The sequence below is a fragment of the Streptomyces sp. NPDC091281 genome (genome assembly GCF_044757425.1).
In the GTDB taxonomy this organism is placed as follows: domain Bacteria; phylum Actinomycetota; class Actinomycetes; order Streptomycetales; family Streptomycetaceae; genus Streptomyces.
This window is the reverse complement of record NZ_JBIVUY010000002.1, coordinates 807826-823969: the sequence shown is the minus strand read 5'-3', so window position 1 is coordinate 823969 and position 16144 is coordinate 807826. Positions and strand designations below refer to the sequence as shown.

Below are 16144 nucleotides of genomic sequence, written 5' to 3'. Positions count from 1 at the left end.
GCGGGCGCGGGGCGAGGAGCTGATCGACACCCTGGACGATCCGGGGACGCCCGACCACCGGGGCGGCTGGTGGTACCTGTGGTGGCTGATCGGACGGCAGCCGGGGCGGGCGGTGGCCGGGGCGGCGCTGTCCAGCGTCTGGATGGTGCTGATGGCGGCCGCGCCGTACCTGCTGGCGAAGGCCGTCGACGACGGGCTGGCCCGCCGGGACACGGCGGCGCTGGCCGGGTGGACCGTGGCGCTGTTCCTGGTGGGCGCGGTCAACGCCTGGGTGAGCATCATGCGGCACCGGACGATGACCCGGCTGCGCATGGACGCCAACTTCCGCACCGTCAAGGTCGTCGTGGCCCACGCGGTCCGGCTGGGGGCGGCGCTGCCGCGCCGGGTCGGGGCGGGAGAGGTCGTCACGATCGGCGTGGGCGACGTGCAGACCGTGGCGCTGTCGCTGACGGCGGTCGGGCCGGGCGTCGGCGCGGTGGTGGTGTACGTCGTGGTCGCCGCCGTGCTGCTGTCGGTGTCGCCGCTGCTCGCGGTGGTGGTGCTGCTGGGGATGCCGGTGATCGCGGTGCTGGTGGGCCCGCTGATGGGGCGGTTGCAGGGCGTGGAGGGCGAGTACCGGGAGCGGCAGGGGGTGCTCACCGCGCGGATCGGCGACCTGTCGGGCGGGCTGCGCGTCCTCAACGGCTTCGGCGGCAAGGGCCTGTTCGCGGAGTCCTTCCGGCAGGACTCGCGGCGGCTGCGCGCGCAGGGCTACCGGGTGGGCGCGGTGACCAGCTGGCTCCAGGCGCTGGGCGTGGGGCTGCCGACGGTGTTCCTCGCGGTCGTGACGTGGCTGGCGGCCCGGCTCGCGGCGCGGGGCGAGCTGACGGTGGGCGAGCTGGTCGCGGTGTACGGCTATGTCGCCGTGCTGGTGGCTCCGGTGGCGTTCCTCGTCGATCTGGGCCACCAGTTGAGCCGGGGCGTGGTGTCCGCGCGCCGGATCACCGGGCTGCTGCGCCTGCAGCCCGACCCGGACTCCGGTGCGGCCGAGGCGCCCGCCGGGCCGTCGGTGCTGTACGACACCGGGTCGGGGGCGCGGATCGTGCCGGGCCGGCTGACGGCGCTGGCCGGGGCGCGGCCCGCCGCGTCGGCCGCCGTCGTGGACCGGCTGGGCCGGTACGCGCCGGGTGACGTCACCTGGGGCGCGGTCCGCCTGGACGAGGTGCCGCTGGCGGAGGTCCGGGCGCGGGTGCTGGTCGCCGACCACGAGGCGGACCTGTTCGCGGGCCCGCTGCGGGAGGTGGTGGGCGGGCGGCGGGAGCCGTCGGCGGCGGAGGTGGCACGGGCGCTGCGGGCGGCGGTCGCCGACGACGTCGTACGGGCCCTGCCGGACGGGCTGGACTCGGCGGTGTCGGCGCACGGGCGCAGCCTGTCCGGCGGGCAGCGGCAGCGGGTGCGGCTGGCGCGGGCGCTGCTCGCCGATCCGGAGGTGCTGCTAGCCGTGGAGCCGACGTCGGCGCTCGACGCGCACACGGAGGCGGCGGTCGCGGCCCGGCTGCGGGCGGCGCGGGCGGACCGTACGACGGTCGTCACCACGACCTCTCCCCTGCTGCTCGACCACGCCGACACCGTCCTGTACCTGGTGGACGGCAAGGTCGCGGCGAGCGGCCGCCACCGGGACCTGCTGGAGAGCGAGCCGGGGTACCGGGCACTGGTGGCGCGGAACGCCGGGAGCGACGGCCCCCATGAGAGCGACGAGAGCGTCCGGAGCGACGGGGAGGGCGCGCTATGACGGCCGAGGCGACGGACCCGGCGGGTGCGGGGAACGGGCTGCCGGTCGCCACGGCGGCGCAGGTGCGGCGGGCCACGGGACGGCTGGTGCGGGCCGACGGACGCGCGTTCACGGGTGTGCTGCTGCTCAACGTCCTCGCGGCCGTGGCCGGTCTGGCCGGGCCCTGGCTGCTCGGGCGGATCGTCGACGCGGTGCGGGACGGCGGCGGGGTGGACGCGGTGGACCGGCTCGCGCTGGGCCTGCTGGTGTGCGCCCCGGCCCAGTTGCTGCTGGCGCGCTGGGCGCGGTACGCGGGCCACCGGTTCGGGGAGCGGACCCTGGCCCGGGTGCGGGAGCGGTTCGTGGAGCGCGCGCTGGCGCTGCCCGCGTCGGTGGTGGAGCGGGCCGGTACCGGGGATCTGACGACGCGCGGCACGGCGGACGTGGCGGCGGTGGGCACGACCCTGCGGGACGCGGGACCGGAACTGCTGGTGTGCTCGGTGCAGACGGTGTTCCTGCTGGGCGCGGTCTTCGCGGTCGATCCGCTGCTGGGCCTGGTCGGCGCGGCGGGGCTGGCCCCGATCGGCGCGGCGCTGCGCTGGTACCTGCGGCGGGCGCGGGCCGGGTATCTCGCGGAGGGCGCGGCCACGTCCGGGGTCGCCGACGTGCTGGCGGCGACGGCGTCGGGCGCCCGCACGGTGGAGGCGTTCCGGCTCCAGGAGCGGCGTACGGCGGCGAGCCGGGCGGCGCTGACGACGGCGCGCGGTGCCCGCTTCCACACGCTGTACCTGCGGAGCGTGTTCTTCCCGGTGGTGGAGGTGTCCTACGCGCTGCCCGTGGCCGGGGTGCTGCTGCTGGGCGGGATGCTGCACGCGCGGGACGCGGTGAGCCTGGGTGCGGTGGTGGCGGCGGCGCTGTATCTGCGGCAACTGGCCGATCCGCTCGACCAGGTGCTGATGCGGGTGGAGCAACTCCAGAGCAGCGGGGCCTCGTTCGCGCGGGTGGAAGGGCTCGCTGGGGCGGAGGGGCCGGCGGGAGCGGGCGGGCCGGCGGGGGTGACGGGTGCCAGTGCGGGCGGGCCCGGTGCGGGCGGCGGCGCGGTGCCCGACGGGGACCGGATCGACGTGGTGGGCGCGCGGTACGCGTACGAGCGGGGCGGGGAGGTGCTGCGGGGGGTGGACCTGACGATCCGGCCCGGGGAGCGGCTGGCGGTGGTCGGGGCGTCGGGCGCCGGGAAGACGACGCTGAGCAGGCTGCTCGCCGGGGTGGACGCGCCGACCGCGGGGGCCGTCACGGTGGGCGGGGTGCCGGTGGCGGAGCTGTCGCCGGAGGTGCTGCGGGAACAGGTGGTGCTGGTGACGCAGGAGCACCACGTGTTCCTGGGGACGGTCCGGGACAACCTGCTGATCGCGGCGCCCGACGCGTCCGACGCGCGGCTGTGGGCGGCGCTGGAGACGGTCGGGGCGGCCGGGTGGGTGCGGGAGCTGCCGGGCGGGCTGGCGGCGCGGCTCGGTGCGGACCGGCATCGCACGGACGGGTCGCAGGCGCAGCAACTGGCGTTGGCGCGGGTGGTGCTGGCGGACCCGCACACGCTGATCCTGGACGAGGCGACGGCGCTGCTGGATCCGGCGACGGCCCGGCACGCCGAGCGGGCGCTGGCCGCGGTGCTGCGGGGGCGGACGGTGGTGGCGATCGCGCACCGGCTGCACACGGCGCACGACGCGGACCGGGTCGCCGTGATGGAGGACGGGCTGCTGACCGAACTCGGCACGCACGAGGAGCTGGTGCGGGCGGGCGGGGCCTACGCGGCGCTGTGGGCGACGTGGCACGGTGAGCCAGGCACCGGCTGAGGACGGCCGGACCCCGATCGGGCGCGGCGGCCGAACACGGGGGCGGCGCGGGCCGCCAGGCGCGGTGGTACGGGCGGGGCGGGTGGGACCGGGTGCCGGGCGGGCGGGGCCGGGGGCGGTCGGCCGACCTGCCGAAAGGCGGTCCGCGGGGCGGAGCGGGGTGTCCGGCGCGCGGGCCCGGGTCCGCGGCCGGACGACAGGACGCGTCGGCTCCGTATATCGAACATGAACTCCCGCACAACGGACCGTTTCCGGCCAACTTAGTGACGCGCTCCTGACAAGTGGCGCCACCAGGTGCCACTCTTCCCTCTGCTACAGCACAGCAACCCCACAGCATCACCCCGTTCTGCGTACGGCCCCAGTTGTGCCCGGACGGCCCACTCGCCCTCCGGTCTCCCCAGGCCGCGAGACCCGCGGCCGCGCAGAAGGAGTCAGTGTTGAGCAGCACGTTCTCTCGCAGACACCCGAACCACACCCCCCACACCCCTCGGCGCAGAGCCGCGGCCCTCGCCCTCGTGGGCGTCTCCGCGCTGATCGCCGCCGCCGTGCAGTCCGGTGCCGCGACCGCCGCGCCGGAGAAGGCACCGCGCGCCGCCGGCCAGGCGATACCGGGCTCCGAGTCGGTCAAGCTCTCGCCCGCGCAGCGGGCCGAGCTGATCCGCGCCGCGGACTCCGGCAAGGCGAGGACCGCGAAGGAGCTGGGCCTCGGCGCCGAGGAGGCGCTGGTCGTCCGTGACGTCCTGAAGGACGGCGACGGCACGGTCCACACCCGCTACGAGCGGACCTACGCCGGGCTTCCGGTCCTCGGCGGCGACCTCGTCGTGGAGTCCACCCCGGCGGGCGCGACGCAGTCGGTCGTGAAGGCGACCCGCGCGGCCATCGCCCCGGCCACCACCGCGGCGAAGGTGTCCACCGCCAAGGCGGAGGCGCAGGCGCTGTCGGCCGCGAAGGCGGAGAAGGCCAAGAGCCCGGACATCAACCGTGACGCCCGCAAGGTGATCTGGGCCGCGAACGGCACCCCGACCGTGGCCTGGGAGACCGTCGTCGGCGGCTTCCAGCACGACGGCACCCCGCAGGAGCTGCACGTCATCACGGACGCCACCACGGGCGCCAAGCTCTTCGAGTGGGAGGCGATCGAGACCGGCACCGGCAACACGGTGTACAGCGGCACGGTCCCGCTGACCACCACCCAGTCCGGCGCGACGTACAACCTGACGGACGGCGCGCGCGGCGGCCACAAGACGTACAACCTCAACCGGGGTACGTCCGGCACCGGCACCCTGTTCTCCGGGCCCGACGACGTGTGGGGCAACGGCAGCGCCTCCAACCTGGAGTCGGCCGCCGCGGACGCCCACTACGGCGCCCAGCTCACCTGGGACTACTACAAGAACGTGCACGGGCGTTCGGGCATCCGCGGTGACGGGGTCGGCGCGTACTCCCGCGTCCACTACGGCAACAACTACGTCAACGCGTTCTGGCAGGACTCCTGCTTCTGCATGACGTACGGCGACGGCTCGGGCAACGCCAACCCGCTGACGTCGATCGACGTGGCCGCGCACGAGATGACGCACGGTCTGACGTCCAACACGGCCGGCCTCAACTACAGCGGCGAGTCCGGCGGTCTGAACGAGGCCACGTCCGACATCTTCGGTTCGACGGTCGAGTTCTACGCCAACAACTCCTCCGACGTCGGTGACTACCTCATCGGCGAGGAGATCAACATCAACGGCGACGGGACGCCGCTGCGTTACATGGACAAGCCGAGCAAGGACGGCGCGTCCAAGGACAGCTGGTACTCCGGCATCGGCTCGATCGACGTGCACTACTCGTCGGGCCCGGCCAACCACTTCTTCTACCTGCTGAGCGAGGGCAGCGGCACCAAGACCATCAACGGTGTCACCTACAACTCGCCCACCTCGGACGGCCTTCCGGTCACCGGCATCGGCCGCGACAAGGCGGAGAAGATCTGGTTCCGCGCGCTGACCACGAAGTTCACCTCGACCACGAACTACGCGGGCGCCCGTACCGGCACCCTCGCGGCGACGGGTGAGCTGTACGGCACGACGAGCGCCGAGTACACGGCGGTGCAGAACGCGTGGGCGGCCATCGCGGTCGGCACGCGGCCCGGCGGTCCGGGCGGCGGCACCTCGTTCGAGAACACGGCCGACGTGTCGATTCCGGACAACGGGGCGGCGGTCACCTCCGCGATCACCGTCTCCGGCCGGACCGGCAACGCGCCGTCCAACCTCCAGGTCGCCGTGGACATCGTCCACACCTACATCGGTGACCTCCAGGTGCAGCTGCTCGCCCCCGACGGGACGGCGTACACCCTCAAGGGCTACGGCACCGGCGGCAGCGCGGACAACATCAACACCACGTACACCGTGAACGCCTCCTCCGAGGTCGCCAACGGTGTGTGGCGGCTGCGGGTGCAGGACAACGCGGCCATCGACACCGGCTACATCAACAGCTGGAAGCTGACCTTCCCGTAGGCCGCTGCCAGGAGGCCCCACCGGGGCCCACCCCCCACCGCAGGGCGCCGCTCCGAGGGTTCGATCCCTCGGGGCGGCGCCCTCTTTTTGCCAGCGGATTGCCCGCGTCCTGTTGGCCCTTTGCCGAGGTCAACTCCGTTTACACGGACGCAATGTTCACCGCGCCGGTGATTTTCGGTCAACATCTTTTGGGGGTCCTGACATGTACGCGACTGCGGTGCCACAGTTCGTCTCACCCGCCGCACAACTTCACCACCGCACCGGACGACCTCCCCACGGCGTCCGGGCTCCCCCACACCAAGGAGCTTGTGTGACTCCCCTCTACGCGCGTCACCGCCGCACCACCCTGGCCATCGCCACCGCGCTCGCGGCCGGGGCGCTCCTCACCACCGGCCTGACCGCCGGTTCGGCCGCCGCCCAGACGCCCGCCGACGCGGCCCCCGCCGCGAAGCCCCTGGCCGTGCCGACCGCGCTCGCCCCGGCGGCCCGCACCGCGCTCCTCCAGGACCAGCAGGCCGACGCCGCCGCCACCGCCCGCGGGATCGGCCTGGGCGCGCAGGAGAAGCTGGTCGTCCGGGACGTCGTCAAGGACGCCGACGGCAGCCTGCACACCCGCTACGAGCGCACCTGGGCCGGGCTGCCGGTCCTCGGCGGCGACCTCGTCGTCCACGAGTCGGCCGCGGGCGCCCGCCAGGGCGTCACCAAGGCGACCGACGCCACCATCAAGGTCGCCTCCACCAGCGCGGCCCTCGCCCCGGCCAAGGCCGAGAGCCAGGCGCTGAAGCTCGCGAAGGCGGCGGGCTCGGAGGACACCGAGGCGGCGCAGGCGCCCCGCAAGGTGATCTGGGCGGGCAACGGCAGCAAGCCGGTGCTGGCCTGGGAGACGGTCGTCGGCGGCCTCCAGGACGACGGCACCCCCAACGAGCTGCACGTCATCACGGACGCGGCGACCGGCCAGAAGCTGTACGAGTACCAGGGCATCGAGACCGGCAGCGGCAAGAGCCTCTACTCGGGCACGGTCACCCTCGGCACCACCCTGTCGGGCGGCTCCTACCAGCTCAACGACACCGGCCGCGGCGGCCACAAGACGTACAACAAGGCGCGCAGCACCAGCAGCGCGCAGGGCACGCTGTTCACGGACGCCGACGACGTCTGGGGCACGGGCGCCGCCTCCAGCTCCTCCACCGACCAGACGGCGGCGGTCGACGCGGCCTACGGCGCCCAGACCACCTGGGACTTCTACAAGAACACCTTCGGCCGCAACGGCATCAAGAACAACGGCGTGGCCGCCTACTCCCGCGTCCACTACGGCAACGCGTACGTGAACGCGTTCTGGGACGACTCCTGCTTCTGCATGACGTACGGCGACGGCTCGGGCAACACCAAGCCGCTGACCTCGCTGGACGTCGCCGGGCACGAGATGACGCACGGCGTGACCTCCAACACGGCCGGCCTCAACTACAGCGGCGAGTCCGGCGGTCTGAACGAGGCCACCTCCGACATCTTCGGCACGGCGGTGGAGTTCTACGCCAACAACTCCGCCGACCCCGGTGACTACCTCATCGGCGAGAAGATCAACATCAACGGCAACGGCACCCCGCTGCGCTACCAGGACAAGCCGAGCAAGGACGGCGCCTCGGCCGACTACTGGTCGTCGTCGCTGAAGAACCTGGACGTGCACTACTCGTCCGGTCCGGCCAACCACTTCTTCTTCCTGCTCGCCGAGGGCAGCGGCGCCCGCACGGTCAACGGGGTCAGCTACAACTCCCCGACCTACAACGGCTCCACGCTCACCGGCATCGGCCGGGCCAAGGCGGTCCAGATCTGGTACAAGGCGCTGACCTCGTACATGACCTCGACCACCAACTACAAGGGCGCCCGTACGGCGACGCTGAGCGCGGCGTCGGCGCTGTACGGCTCCACCAGCACCGAGTACAAGGCGGTCGCCGCGGCCTGGACCGCGGTCAACGTCGCCTGAACGCGGAGCAGTTGACGGCAGCGGCCGATAGTTGACCGCGGGACGGCACCCGGGAGGGACTCCTTCCGGGTGCCGTCCTAGTCTTGGGTCCCATGTCTGCCAGGGACTTCACCTACGAGGACGTGGGCGCGACCCGCGAGCCCGGATTCTGCCCGCCGGGCTTCCACCGGATGCAGGTGCGCACCCGGCTCGGTGAGGGCGAGGCGCTGTTCCGCCGGGCCGCCGAGGCGGTCCTCACCTGGGAGCTGCACCGCGCGCTCGGTGTGGGCGTCGAGACGGACGCCGACCGGGCCGCGCCCGGCGTGGACGTCACCCTCACCCTCGCCGGGATGGTGAAGGCGCCCTGCCGGGTGGTGTGGACGGTCGAGGAGTACCGCCGCGCGGGCTGGGCGTACGGCACGCTGTCCGGGCATCCGGAGTCCGGCGAGGAGTCCTTCGTGGTCGACCGCACCGGGGACGGCACGGTGTGGCTGACGGTGTCGGCGTTCAGCCGGGCCGCCAAGTGGTACACCCGCGCGGGCGGCCCGGCGACCCGCGCGCTCCAGCAGGCGTACGCCCGCCGCTGCGGGGTGATACTCCGGCGGCTGTCGGGGGGCGACGAGCAGTAGCCCGTACGCCCTTCCCGGCAGCCGCCGTCGTCACGTTCCCCGGCTCCCCTCGGCCGAGGGGGGCGGGGTCAGCGCATCAGGACGCCCGCGCCCTCCAGGAGTTCCTCCGACGGGCCCGCGACCAGGCCGAGTTCGGCTGCCGACGCGAGCAGCGGGTGCGCGGGCAGGACCCGGACCGTGTAGCCGTAGGGGCCGGTGCGGTCCAGGGAGAGCGGGCCCTCGTACACCCAGCGGCCCTCCAGGTCGGGGCCGCCCGCCGGTTTCAGCGGGACCGCGGAGGCGTCCGTGATGCGGTCCTCCTCGTCGACCCGGCCCGACACCGCCTGCACCTCGACGTCGTCGGGGCCCAGGTCGCCCAGGCGCAGCCGGACCCGCAGGGCCAGCGTGGTGCCGAGTTCGGCGGTCGGGGCGGCCGGGGTGAGCGCGGTCGCCGCGGTCTCCACGTGGTCGACGCCGACGCCGTGCCAGGCGGTCCGCACCTTCGCCTTCCAGGCCGCGAGGTCGCGGGCCGCGTCCGGACCGAGGGCGCGGTGGGCCTCGGCGGCGGGGGCGTAGAGGCGTTCCACGTACTCGCGGACCATGCGGCCAGCCAGCACCTTCGGGCCGAGCAGGGTGAGGGTCTGGCGGACCATCTCGATCCAGCGGTCGGGCAGGGCGCTCGGGCCGCGCTCGTAGAAGCGCGGGGTGACGCGCTGTTCGAGCAGGTCGTAGAGGGCCGCCGCCTCGATGGCGTCCCGGCGGTCGGGGTCGGTCCCGGCGCCGTCGGCGGTGGGGATCGCCCAGCCGAAGTCGGGCTGGAACCACTCGTCCCACCAGCCGTCCAGCACCGACAGGTTGAGGCAGCCGTTGAGGGCGGCCTTCATCCCGGAGGTGCCGCACGCCTCCAGCGGGCGCAGCGGGTTGTTCAGCCAGATGTCGCAGCCGGGGTACAGCTTCTGCGCCATGGCCATGCCGTAGTCGGGCAGGAACACGATGCGGTGGCGCACCCGCGGGTCGTCGGCGAACCGGACCAGCTCCTGCACGAGGCGTTTGCCGCCGTCGTCCGCCGGGTGCGCCTTCCCGGCGACGACGATCTGCACGGGCCGCTCCGGGTCCAGCAGCAGCCGGGTCAGCCGCTCCGGGTCCTGGAGCATCAGCGTCAGCCGCTTGTACGACGGGACGCGGCGGGCGAAGCCGATGGTGAGGACGTCGGGGTCGAGGACGCCGTCGATCCAGCCCAGCTCGGCCGTGCCCGCGCCGCGCTGCCGCCAGGAGGCGCGCAGCCGGTCGCGGACCTCCTGCACGAGCTGCTCGCGCAGGACGCGCCGCAGGTCCCACACCTCCTGGTCGGAGATGCCGGAGACCGAGTCCCAGCGCTCGGAGCCGCCGACGCTCAGCGCGTCGTCGGCGCGTTCGGTGCCGGCGGCGCGGGCGCCGAGGGCCAGCACCTCGGGCGCGACCCAGGTCGGGGCGTGCACGCCGTTGGTGACGGAGGTGATCGGCACCTCCTCGGCGTCGAAGCCCGGCCAGAGCCCGGCGAACATCTCCCGGCTGACCTGGCCGTGCAGCAGGGACACGCCGTTGGCGCGCTGGGCCAGGCGCAGGCCCATCACGGCCATGTTGAAGAGGCTGGGCTCGCCGCCGGGGTAGGTCTCGCGGCCGAGGTCGAGGACGCGGCCGACGTCCATGCGGGGCAGTTCGGCGTCGGGCCCGAAGTGGCGGGCGACGAGGTCGCGGTCGAAGCGGTCGATGCCCGCGGGGACGGGGGTGTGGGTGGTGAAGACGGTGCCCGCGCGGACCGCCTCCAGCGCGGCGTCGAAGCCGAGTCCCGCGTCGCCCAGCTCGGCGATCCGCTCCAGGCCGAGGAACCCGGCGTGCCCCTCGTTGGTGTGGAACACCTCGGGCGGGGCGTGCCCGGTGAGGCGGCAGTAGGTGCGGACCGCCCGGACACCTCCTATGCCGAGCAGCATCTCCTGGAGGAGGCGGTGCTCGCTGCCGCCGCCGTAGAGGCGGTCGGTGACGCCGCGCTCGCCGAGGTCGTTCTCCTCGACGTCGGAGTCGAGCAGCAGCAGCGGGACCCGGCCGACCTGGGCGAGCCAGATCCGGGCGTGCAGGCGGCGGCCGCCGGGGAGGGCGAGGGAGACGTGGGCGGGGGTGCCGTCCTCCTCGTTGAGCTGGGTGACCGGCAGCTCGTTGGGGTCGAGGACGGGGTAGTGCTCCTGCTGCCAGCCGTCGCGGGAGAGGGTCTGGCGGAAGTAGCCGTGCCGGTAGAGCAGGCCGACCCCGATCAGGGGGACGCCCAGGTCGCTGGCGGCCTTGAGGTGGTCACCGGCGAGGATGCCGAGACCGCCGGAGTACTGGGGCAGGGCGGCCGTGATGCCGAACTCCGGGGAGAAGTAGGCGACGGCGGCGGGCAGCCCGGCGGACTGCCGCTGGTACCAGCGGTCGCCGGTCACGTAGGCGTGCAGGTCGTCGGAGGCGGCGGCCAGCCGGCGCAGGAAGCCCTCGTCCGCGGCCAGCTCGTCCAGCCGGTCGGCGGACGCGCCGCCCAGCAGCCGTACCGGGTCGCCGCCCGCGACGGTCCAGCGGCCGGGGTCGACGGACCGGAACAGGTCACGGGTTTCCGTGTGCCACGACCAGCGCAGATTGCGCGCCAGGTCGCTGAGCGGCCGGAGGGGTTCGGGGAGAAGGGGTCGGACAGTGAATCGACGGATCGCCTTCACATTCCACCTCGGCGTACGTAAGGAGTGGCGCACAGCACTGTGCACCGACGTCTCTGACGACGGTACCGGCGGCGGCGGGGGGCTTGCTGGAGGCTCGGAGTGTTGGGTGGGGCGAGCTTCCCCACGCGGGCGGCCGGGCGGGGCGGGGGGAGAGCCGGGGGTGCGGTGGGGCGGGACGGGTGCGGGAGTGCGGGTGGGTCCGGTGGGGCGGGGCGGGTGCGGGAGTGCGGGTGGGGCGGGTGGGGCCGGGGCTCCACCGGCCGGGTCGTCGCGGGCATCGACCGGGTCACCGGCAGGCCCGGCGTCCCCGTCACCTCGGCGGCGCACCCCTCCGACACCGGGAAGTCGACAATTTCCAGGATGTCGGCGGCGGCCCCGCACGCGACGGGCGCGGCGGCCCCGCACCTGGGAGCGCATCCCCGCGCCACCCCCGCCCAGGCGGAGAAAGCACTGGTCGACGGGGCCTCGTACGGGCGATTGTCCGGCCTCGGACCCGGTTCGCCGGACAGGCTCCTGCGGGTTCCGGGGTGCCGATCGGGCGGTCACGGACCCTGTCCCGAACCTGGCGCCCGTGGCCGTGCGTGTCCGGCGACATTCGGGCGAGTAGTTAACAAGGCCCCGGATTGCTCACCCGAATAGGGTGGGAAGGCTCCTCCGGTACAGAAGCGCGTACGACCCGAAGCACGACCCCGGCACGGCCTACGGCCCGAGCGCGACGCGGCGCCCCGGCCGGTCACCCGCGGTCCGCCGGTCCCACCCCGCCGGACCCTCCGCAGGACCCACCTCCCCACAGCCATCCGCCCACCCTCGTTGATGCGGACAGGAGCGGTCATGCCCGCCACGCACCACTCGTCAGCACCCCCGACACCCCCGCGCACGACGGCACCCGCCGTGCGCTCCCCCGACGCGGGACCACCGGCCCCGGAGACCCCGGAGACCGGGCAGGCCGCGGAGTCCCCCGCGTCGCCGGAGGCCGCGGGGGCGCCCGAGCCGTCCTCCGGGGCGGACGCGACCGCCGTGGGGCGGATACCCGTCCTGGACGTCCGGCCGGTCGTGCTGCGCGGGCGGCGGCCCGCCAAGGCGGTGGCCGGTGAGACGTTCGAGGTCTCGGCCACCGTCTTCCGCGAGGGCCACGACGCGGTCGCCGCCAACGTGGTCCTGCACGGCCCCGACGGCCGTCCCGGCCCGTGGACGCCGATGCGCGAGCTGGCCCCCGGCACGGACCGCTGGGGCGCCGACGTCACCCCGGACCGGCCGGGCCGCTGGACGTACACGGTGGAGGCCTGGGGCGACCCGGTCGGCACCTGGCGGCACCACGCGAAGATCAAGATCCCGGCGGGGATGGACACCGAGCTGGTCCTGGAGGAGGGCGCCCGGCTGTACGAGCGGGCCGCCGCCGGTCTCGGCGCGGCGGACGCGGCAGCCCAGGCCGTCCTGACGGACGCGGTCGACGCGCTGCGCGACGAGACCCGCCCGGCCGCGGCGCGGCTCGCGGCGGCGCTGACGCCCGCCGTGGAGGCCGTCCTCGCCCGGCATCCGCTGCGCGACCCGGTCAGCCGCTCCGAGCCCCTGCCGCTCCAGGTGGAGCGGGAGCGGGCGTTGTTCGGTTCGTGGTACGAGTTCTTCCCCCGCTCGGAGGGCACCCCCGAGCAGCCGCACGGCACGTTCCGCACCGCGGCGCGCCGTCTGCCGGAGATCGCGGCGATGGGGTTCGACGTGGTCTACCTCCCGCCGATCCACCCGATCGGGACGACGTTCCGCAAGGGCCGCAACAACACCCTCACCCCCGGCCCCGACGACGTCGGCGTGCCCTGGGCGATCGGCTCCCCCGAAGGCGGCCACGACGCCGTCCACCCCGGCCTCGGCACCCTCGACGACTTCGCCTGGTTCGTGCGCGAGGCCGCCTCCCACGGCCTGGAGATCGCCCTCGACTTCGCCCTGCAGTGCTCCCCCGACCACCCCTGGGTCCACAAACACCCCGAGTGGTTTAACCACCGGCCCGACGGCACCATCGCCTACGCCGAGAACCCGCCCAAGAAGTACCAGGACATCTACCCCATCGCCTTCGACGCCGACATGAACGGCCTCGTCAAGGAGACCGTGCGGGTCCTGCGGCACTGGATGGGCCACGGCGTGCGGATCTTCCGCGTCGACAACCCCCACACCAAACCCGTCGTGTTCTGGGAACGCGTCATCGCCGACATCAACCGCACCGACCCCGACGTCATCTTCCTCGCCGAGGCCTTCACCCGGCCCGCGATGATGCACACCCTCGCCCAGACCGGCTTCCAGCAGTCCTACACCTACTTCACCTGGCGCACCACCAAACAGGAACTCACCGAGTACCTCACCGAGCTGACCGGGGAGGCGGCCGCCTACATGCGGCCCAACTTCTTCCCCAACACCCCCGACATCCTCCACGCCTACCTCCAGCACGGCGGGCGCCCCGCCTTCGAGGTCCGCGCCGTCCTCGCCGCCACCCTCTCCCCCTCCTGGGGCCTCTACAGCGGCTACGAACTCTGCGAGAACACCCCCGCGAAACCCGGCAGCGAGGAATACCTCGACTCCGAGAAATACCAGCTCCGCCCCCGCGACTGGGACACCGCCGCCCGCGAAGGCACCACCCTCGCCCCCCTCATCACCCGCCTCAACCACATCCGGCGGGACAACCCGGCCCTGCGGAGACTGCGCGGGCTGCACTTCCATGACGCCGACCAGGAAGCGGTGATCGTCTACTCGAAGCGAAGCGGTTCGAACACGGTTCTGGTGGTCGCCAACCTCGACCCCCACCACACCCAGGAGGCCACGGTCTCGTTGAACATGCCACAACTCGGCCTCGACTGGCACGAGTCCGTGCTGGTCCGCGACGAGCTGACCGGCGAGACCTACCACTGGGGCAGGGCCAACTACGTGCGCCTCGAACCGGGCATCCGGCCCGCGCACGTGCTCACCGTCCTGCGACCGTCCCACCCGCAGACCGGAGGGTCACCCACACGATGATCGTCAACGAGCCCGTTCAGGACACCTTCGAGGACACCCCGGCCAAGGACCGCGACCCCGAGTGGTTCAAACGAGCCGTCTTCTACGAGGTCCTCGTCCGCTCCTTCCAGGACAGCAACGGCGACGGGGTCGGCGACCTCAAGGGCCTCACAGCGAAACTCGACTACCTCCAGTGGCTCGGCGTCGACTGCCTCTGGCTCCCCCCCTTCTTCCAGTCGCCCCTCAAGGACGGCGGCTACGACGTCTCCGACTACACGGCCGTCCTCCCCGAGTTCGGGGACCTGGCCGACTTCGTGGAGTTCGTCGACGCCGCCCACCAGCGCGGCATGCGCGTCATCATCGACATCGTCATGAACCACACCAGCGACCAGCACCCGTGGTTCCAGGAGTCCCGCGCGAACCCCGACGGGCCGTACGGCGACTACTACATGTGGGCCGACGACGACAAGAAGTACCCCGACGCCCGCATCATCTTCGTCGACACCGAAGTCTCCAACTGGACCTTCGACCCGGTCCGCAAGCAGTACTTCTTCCACCGGTTCTTCTCCCACCAGCCCGACCTCAACTACGAGAACCCGGCCGTCCAGGAGGAGATGATCTCGGCCCTGCGGTTCTGGCTGGACCTGGGCATCGACGGGTTCCGTCTCGACGCCGTGCCCTATCTCTTCGCCGAGGAGGGAACGAACTGCGAAAACCTTCCTGCAACCCACGGGTTCCTCAAGCGGGTGCGGAAGGAAGTCGACACGCACTACCCGGACACGGTGGTCCTGGCCGAGGCGAACCAGTGGCCGGAGGACGTCGTCGACTACTTCGGCGACTACGCCTCGGGCGGCGACGAATGCCACATGGCGTTCCACTTCCCCGTCATGCCGCGCATCTTCATGGCCGTGCGCCGTGAGTCGCGATACCCGGTGTCGGAGATCCTCGCCAAGACCCCGGCCATCCCGTCGGGCTGCCAGTGGGGGATCTTCCTGCGCAACCACGACGAGCTGACCCTCGAAATGGTCACCGACGAAGAGCGCGACTACATGTACGCGGAGTACGCCAAGGACCCGCGGATGCGCGCCAACATCGGCATCCGGCGCCGCCTCGCCCCCCTCCTCGACAACGACCGCAACCAGATCGAACTCTTCACCGCCCTCCTGCTCTCCCTCCCCGGCTCGCCGATCCTCTACTACGGCGACGAGATCGGCATGGGCGACAACATCTGGCTCGGCGACCGCGACGCGGTCCGCACGCCGATGCAGTGGACACCGGACCGTAACGCGGGTTTTTCCTCCTGCGACCCCGGGCGGCTCTACCTGCCGACCATCATGGACCCGGTCCACGGCTACCAGGTCACCAACGTGGAGGCGTCGATGGCGTCGCCGTCCTCGCTGCTGCACTGGACCCGCCGCATGATCGAGATCCGCAAGCAGAACCCCGCCTTCGGCCTCGGCACCTACACCGAGCTGCCGTCGTCCAACCCGGCCGTCCTCGCGTTCCTGCGCGAGTACGAGGACGACCTCGTCCTGTGCGTGCACAACTTCTCCCGGTTCGCGCAACCCACCGAGCTGGACCTCAGCCGCTTCGGCGGACGGCACCCGGTGGAGCTGTTCGGCGGGGTGCGGTTCCCGGCCGTGGGCGAGCTGCCGTACCTGCTCACCCTCGCGGGCCACGGCTTCTACTGGTTCCGGCTCCGCAGGGAAGCCGCCTGAGTCCGGGGACCGGGCGGGGCGTTTCCCCCGCCCGGTCCCGGGCACGCATGAGTAACACCCCGCCCCG

General features: G+C 73.1%; 8 protein-coding genes. 7 read left to right on the top strand and 1 reads right to left on the bottom strand.

All coding sequences use genetic code 11. From position 1 onward, the window contains the following. Nucleotides 1-19: 19 nt before the first annotated feature. The 5 genes from ACIQPQ_RS08160 (at nucleotide 20) to ACIQPQ_RS08140 (ending at nucleotide 8678) form a co-directional block, all read left to right on the top strand. Nucleotides 20-1771, top strand: a complete 1752-nt coding sequence (locus ACIQPQ_RS08160) for an ABC transporter transmembrane domain-containing protein (RefSeq protein WP_401301574.1) — start codon at nucleotides 20-22, stop codon at nucleotides 1769-1771. Further along, entirely contained in the window at nucleotides 1768-3600 is a 1833-nt protein-coding gene (locus tag ACIQPQ_RS08155; RefSeq protein WP_401301160.1) for an ABC transporter ATP-binding protein, read from the top strand. Before ACIQPQ_RS08160 ends, ACIQPQ_RS08155 begins: the two co-directional genes overlap by 4 nt. Nucleotides 3601-4037: 437 nt before the next feature. Continuing rightward, nucleotides 4038-6092, top strand: coding sequence for a M4 family metallopeptidase (locus ACIQPQ_RS08150; RefSeq protein WP_401301157.1), 2055 nt, complete (start codon nucleotides 4038-4040; stop codon nucleotides 6090-6092). 310 nt (nucleotides 6093-6402) lie between these two features. After that, nucleotides 6403-8070, top strand: coding sequence for a M4 family metallopeptidase (locus ACIQPQ_RS08145; protein ID WP_401301154.1), 1668 nt, complete (start codon nucleotides 6403-6405; stop codon nucleotides 8068-8070). A 92-nt stretch (nucleotides 8071-8162) separates the two neighbouring features. Continuing rightward, nucleotides 8163-8678, top strand: a complete 516-nt coding sequence (locus tag ACIQPQ_RS08140) for a DUF1990 domain-containing protein (RefSeq protein WP_401301151.1) — start codon at nucleotides 8163-8165, stop codon at nucleotides 8676-8678. Between the two features lie 68 nt (nucleotides 8679-8746). On the opposite strand, the gene glgP is transcribed toward ACIQPQ_RS08140, so the two are convergent. Beyond that, on the bottom strand, nucleotides 8747-11380 hold the full coding sequence (glgP, locus tag ACIQPQ_RS08135) for an alpha-glucan family phosphorylase (RefSeq protein ID WP_401301148.1): 2634 nt from the start codon (nucleotides 11378-11380) through the stop codon (nucleotides 8747-8749). Between the two features lie 831 nt (nucleotides 11381-12211). On the opposite strand from glgP, the gene ACIQPQ_RS08130 reads away from it, so the two are divergent. Continuing rightward, nucleotides 12212-14380 (top strand): maltotransferase domain-containing protein, encoded by a 2169-nt coding sequence (locus tag ACIQPQ_RS08130; protein WP_401301145.1) that lies wholly within the window; start codon nucleotides 12212-12214, stop codon nucleotides 14378-14380. Further along, the gene (gene treS, locus ACIQPQ_RS08125) at nucleotides 14377-16077 is read left to right on the top strand and encodes a maltose alpha-D-glucosyltransferase (RefSeq protein ID WP_401301142.1); all 1701 of its coding nucleotides are present in this window, start codon (nucleotides 14377-14379) and stop codon (nucleotides 16075-16077) included. The genes ACIQPQ_RS08130 and treS overlap by 4 nt, the downstream gene beginning before the upstream one ends. The last annotated feature ends 67 nt before the right edge of the window (nucleotides 16078-16144 follow it).

Bases quoted from the DNA above. Each gene is read 5' to 3' on its own strand.
- ACIQPQ_RS08155 (WP_401301160.1), top strand. From the start codon at position 1,768: ATGACGGCCGAGGCGACGGACCCGGCGGGTGCGGGGAACGGGCTGCCG.
- ACIQPQ_RS08140 (WP_401301151.1), top strand. From the start codon at position 8,163: ATGTCTGCCAGGGACTTCACCTACGAGGACGTGGGCGCGACCCGCGAG.
- ACIQPQ_RS08130 (WP_401301145.1), top strand. From the start codon at position 12,212: ATGCCCGCCACGCACCACTCGTCAGCACCCCCGACACCCCCGCGCACG.
- treS (WP_401301142.1), top strand. From the start codon at position 14,377: ATGATCGTCAACGAGCCCGTTCAGGACACCTTCGAGGACACCCCGGCC.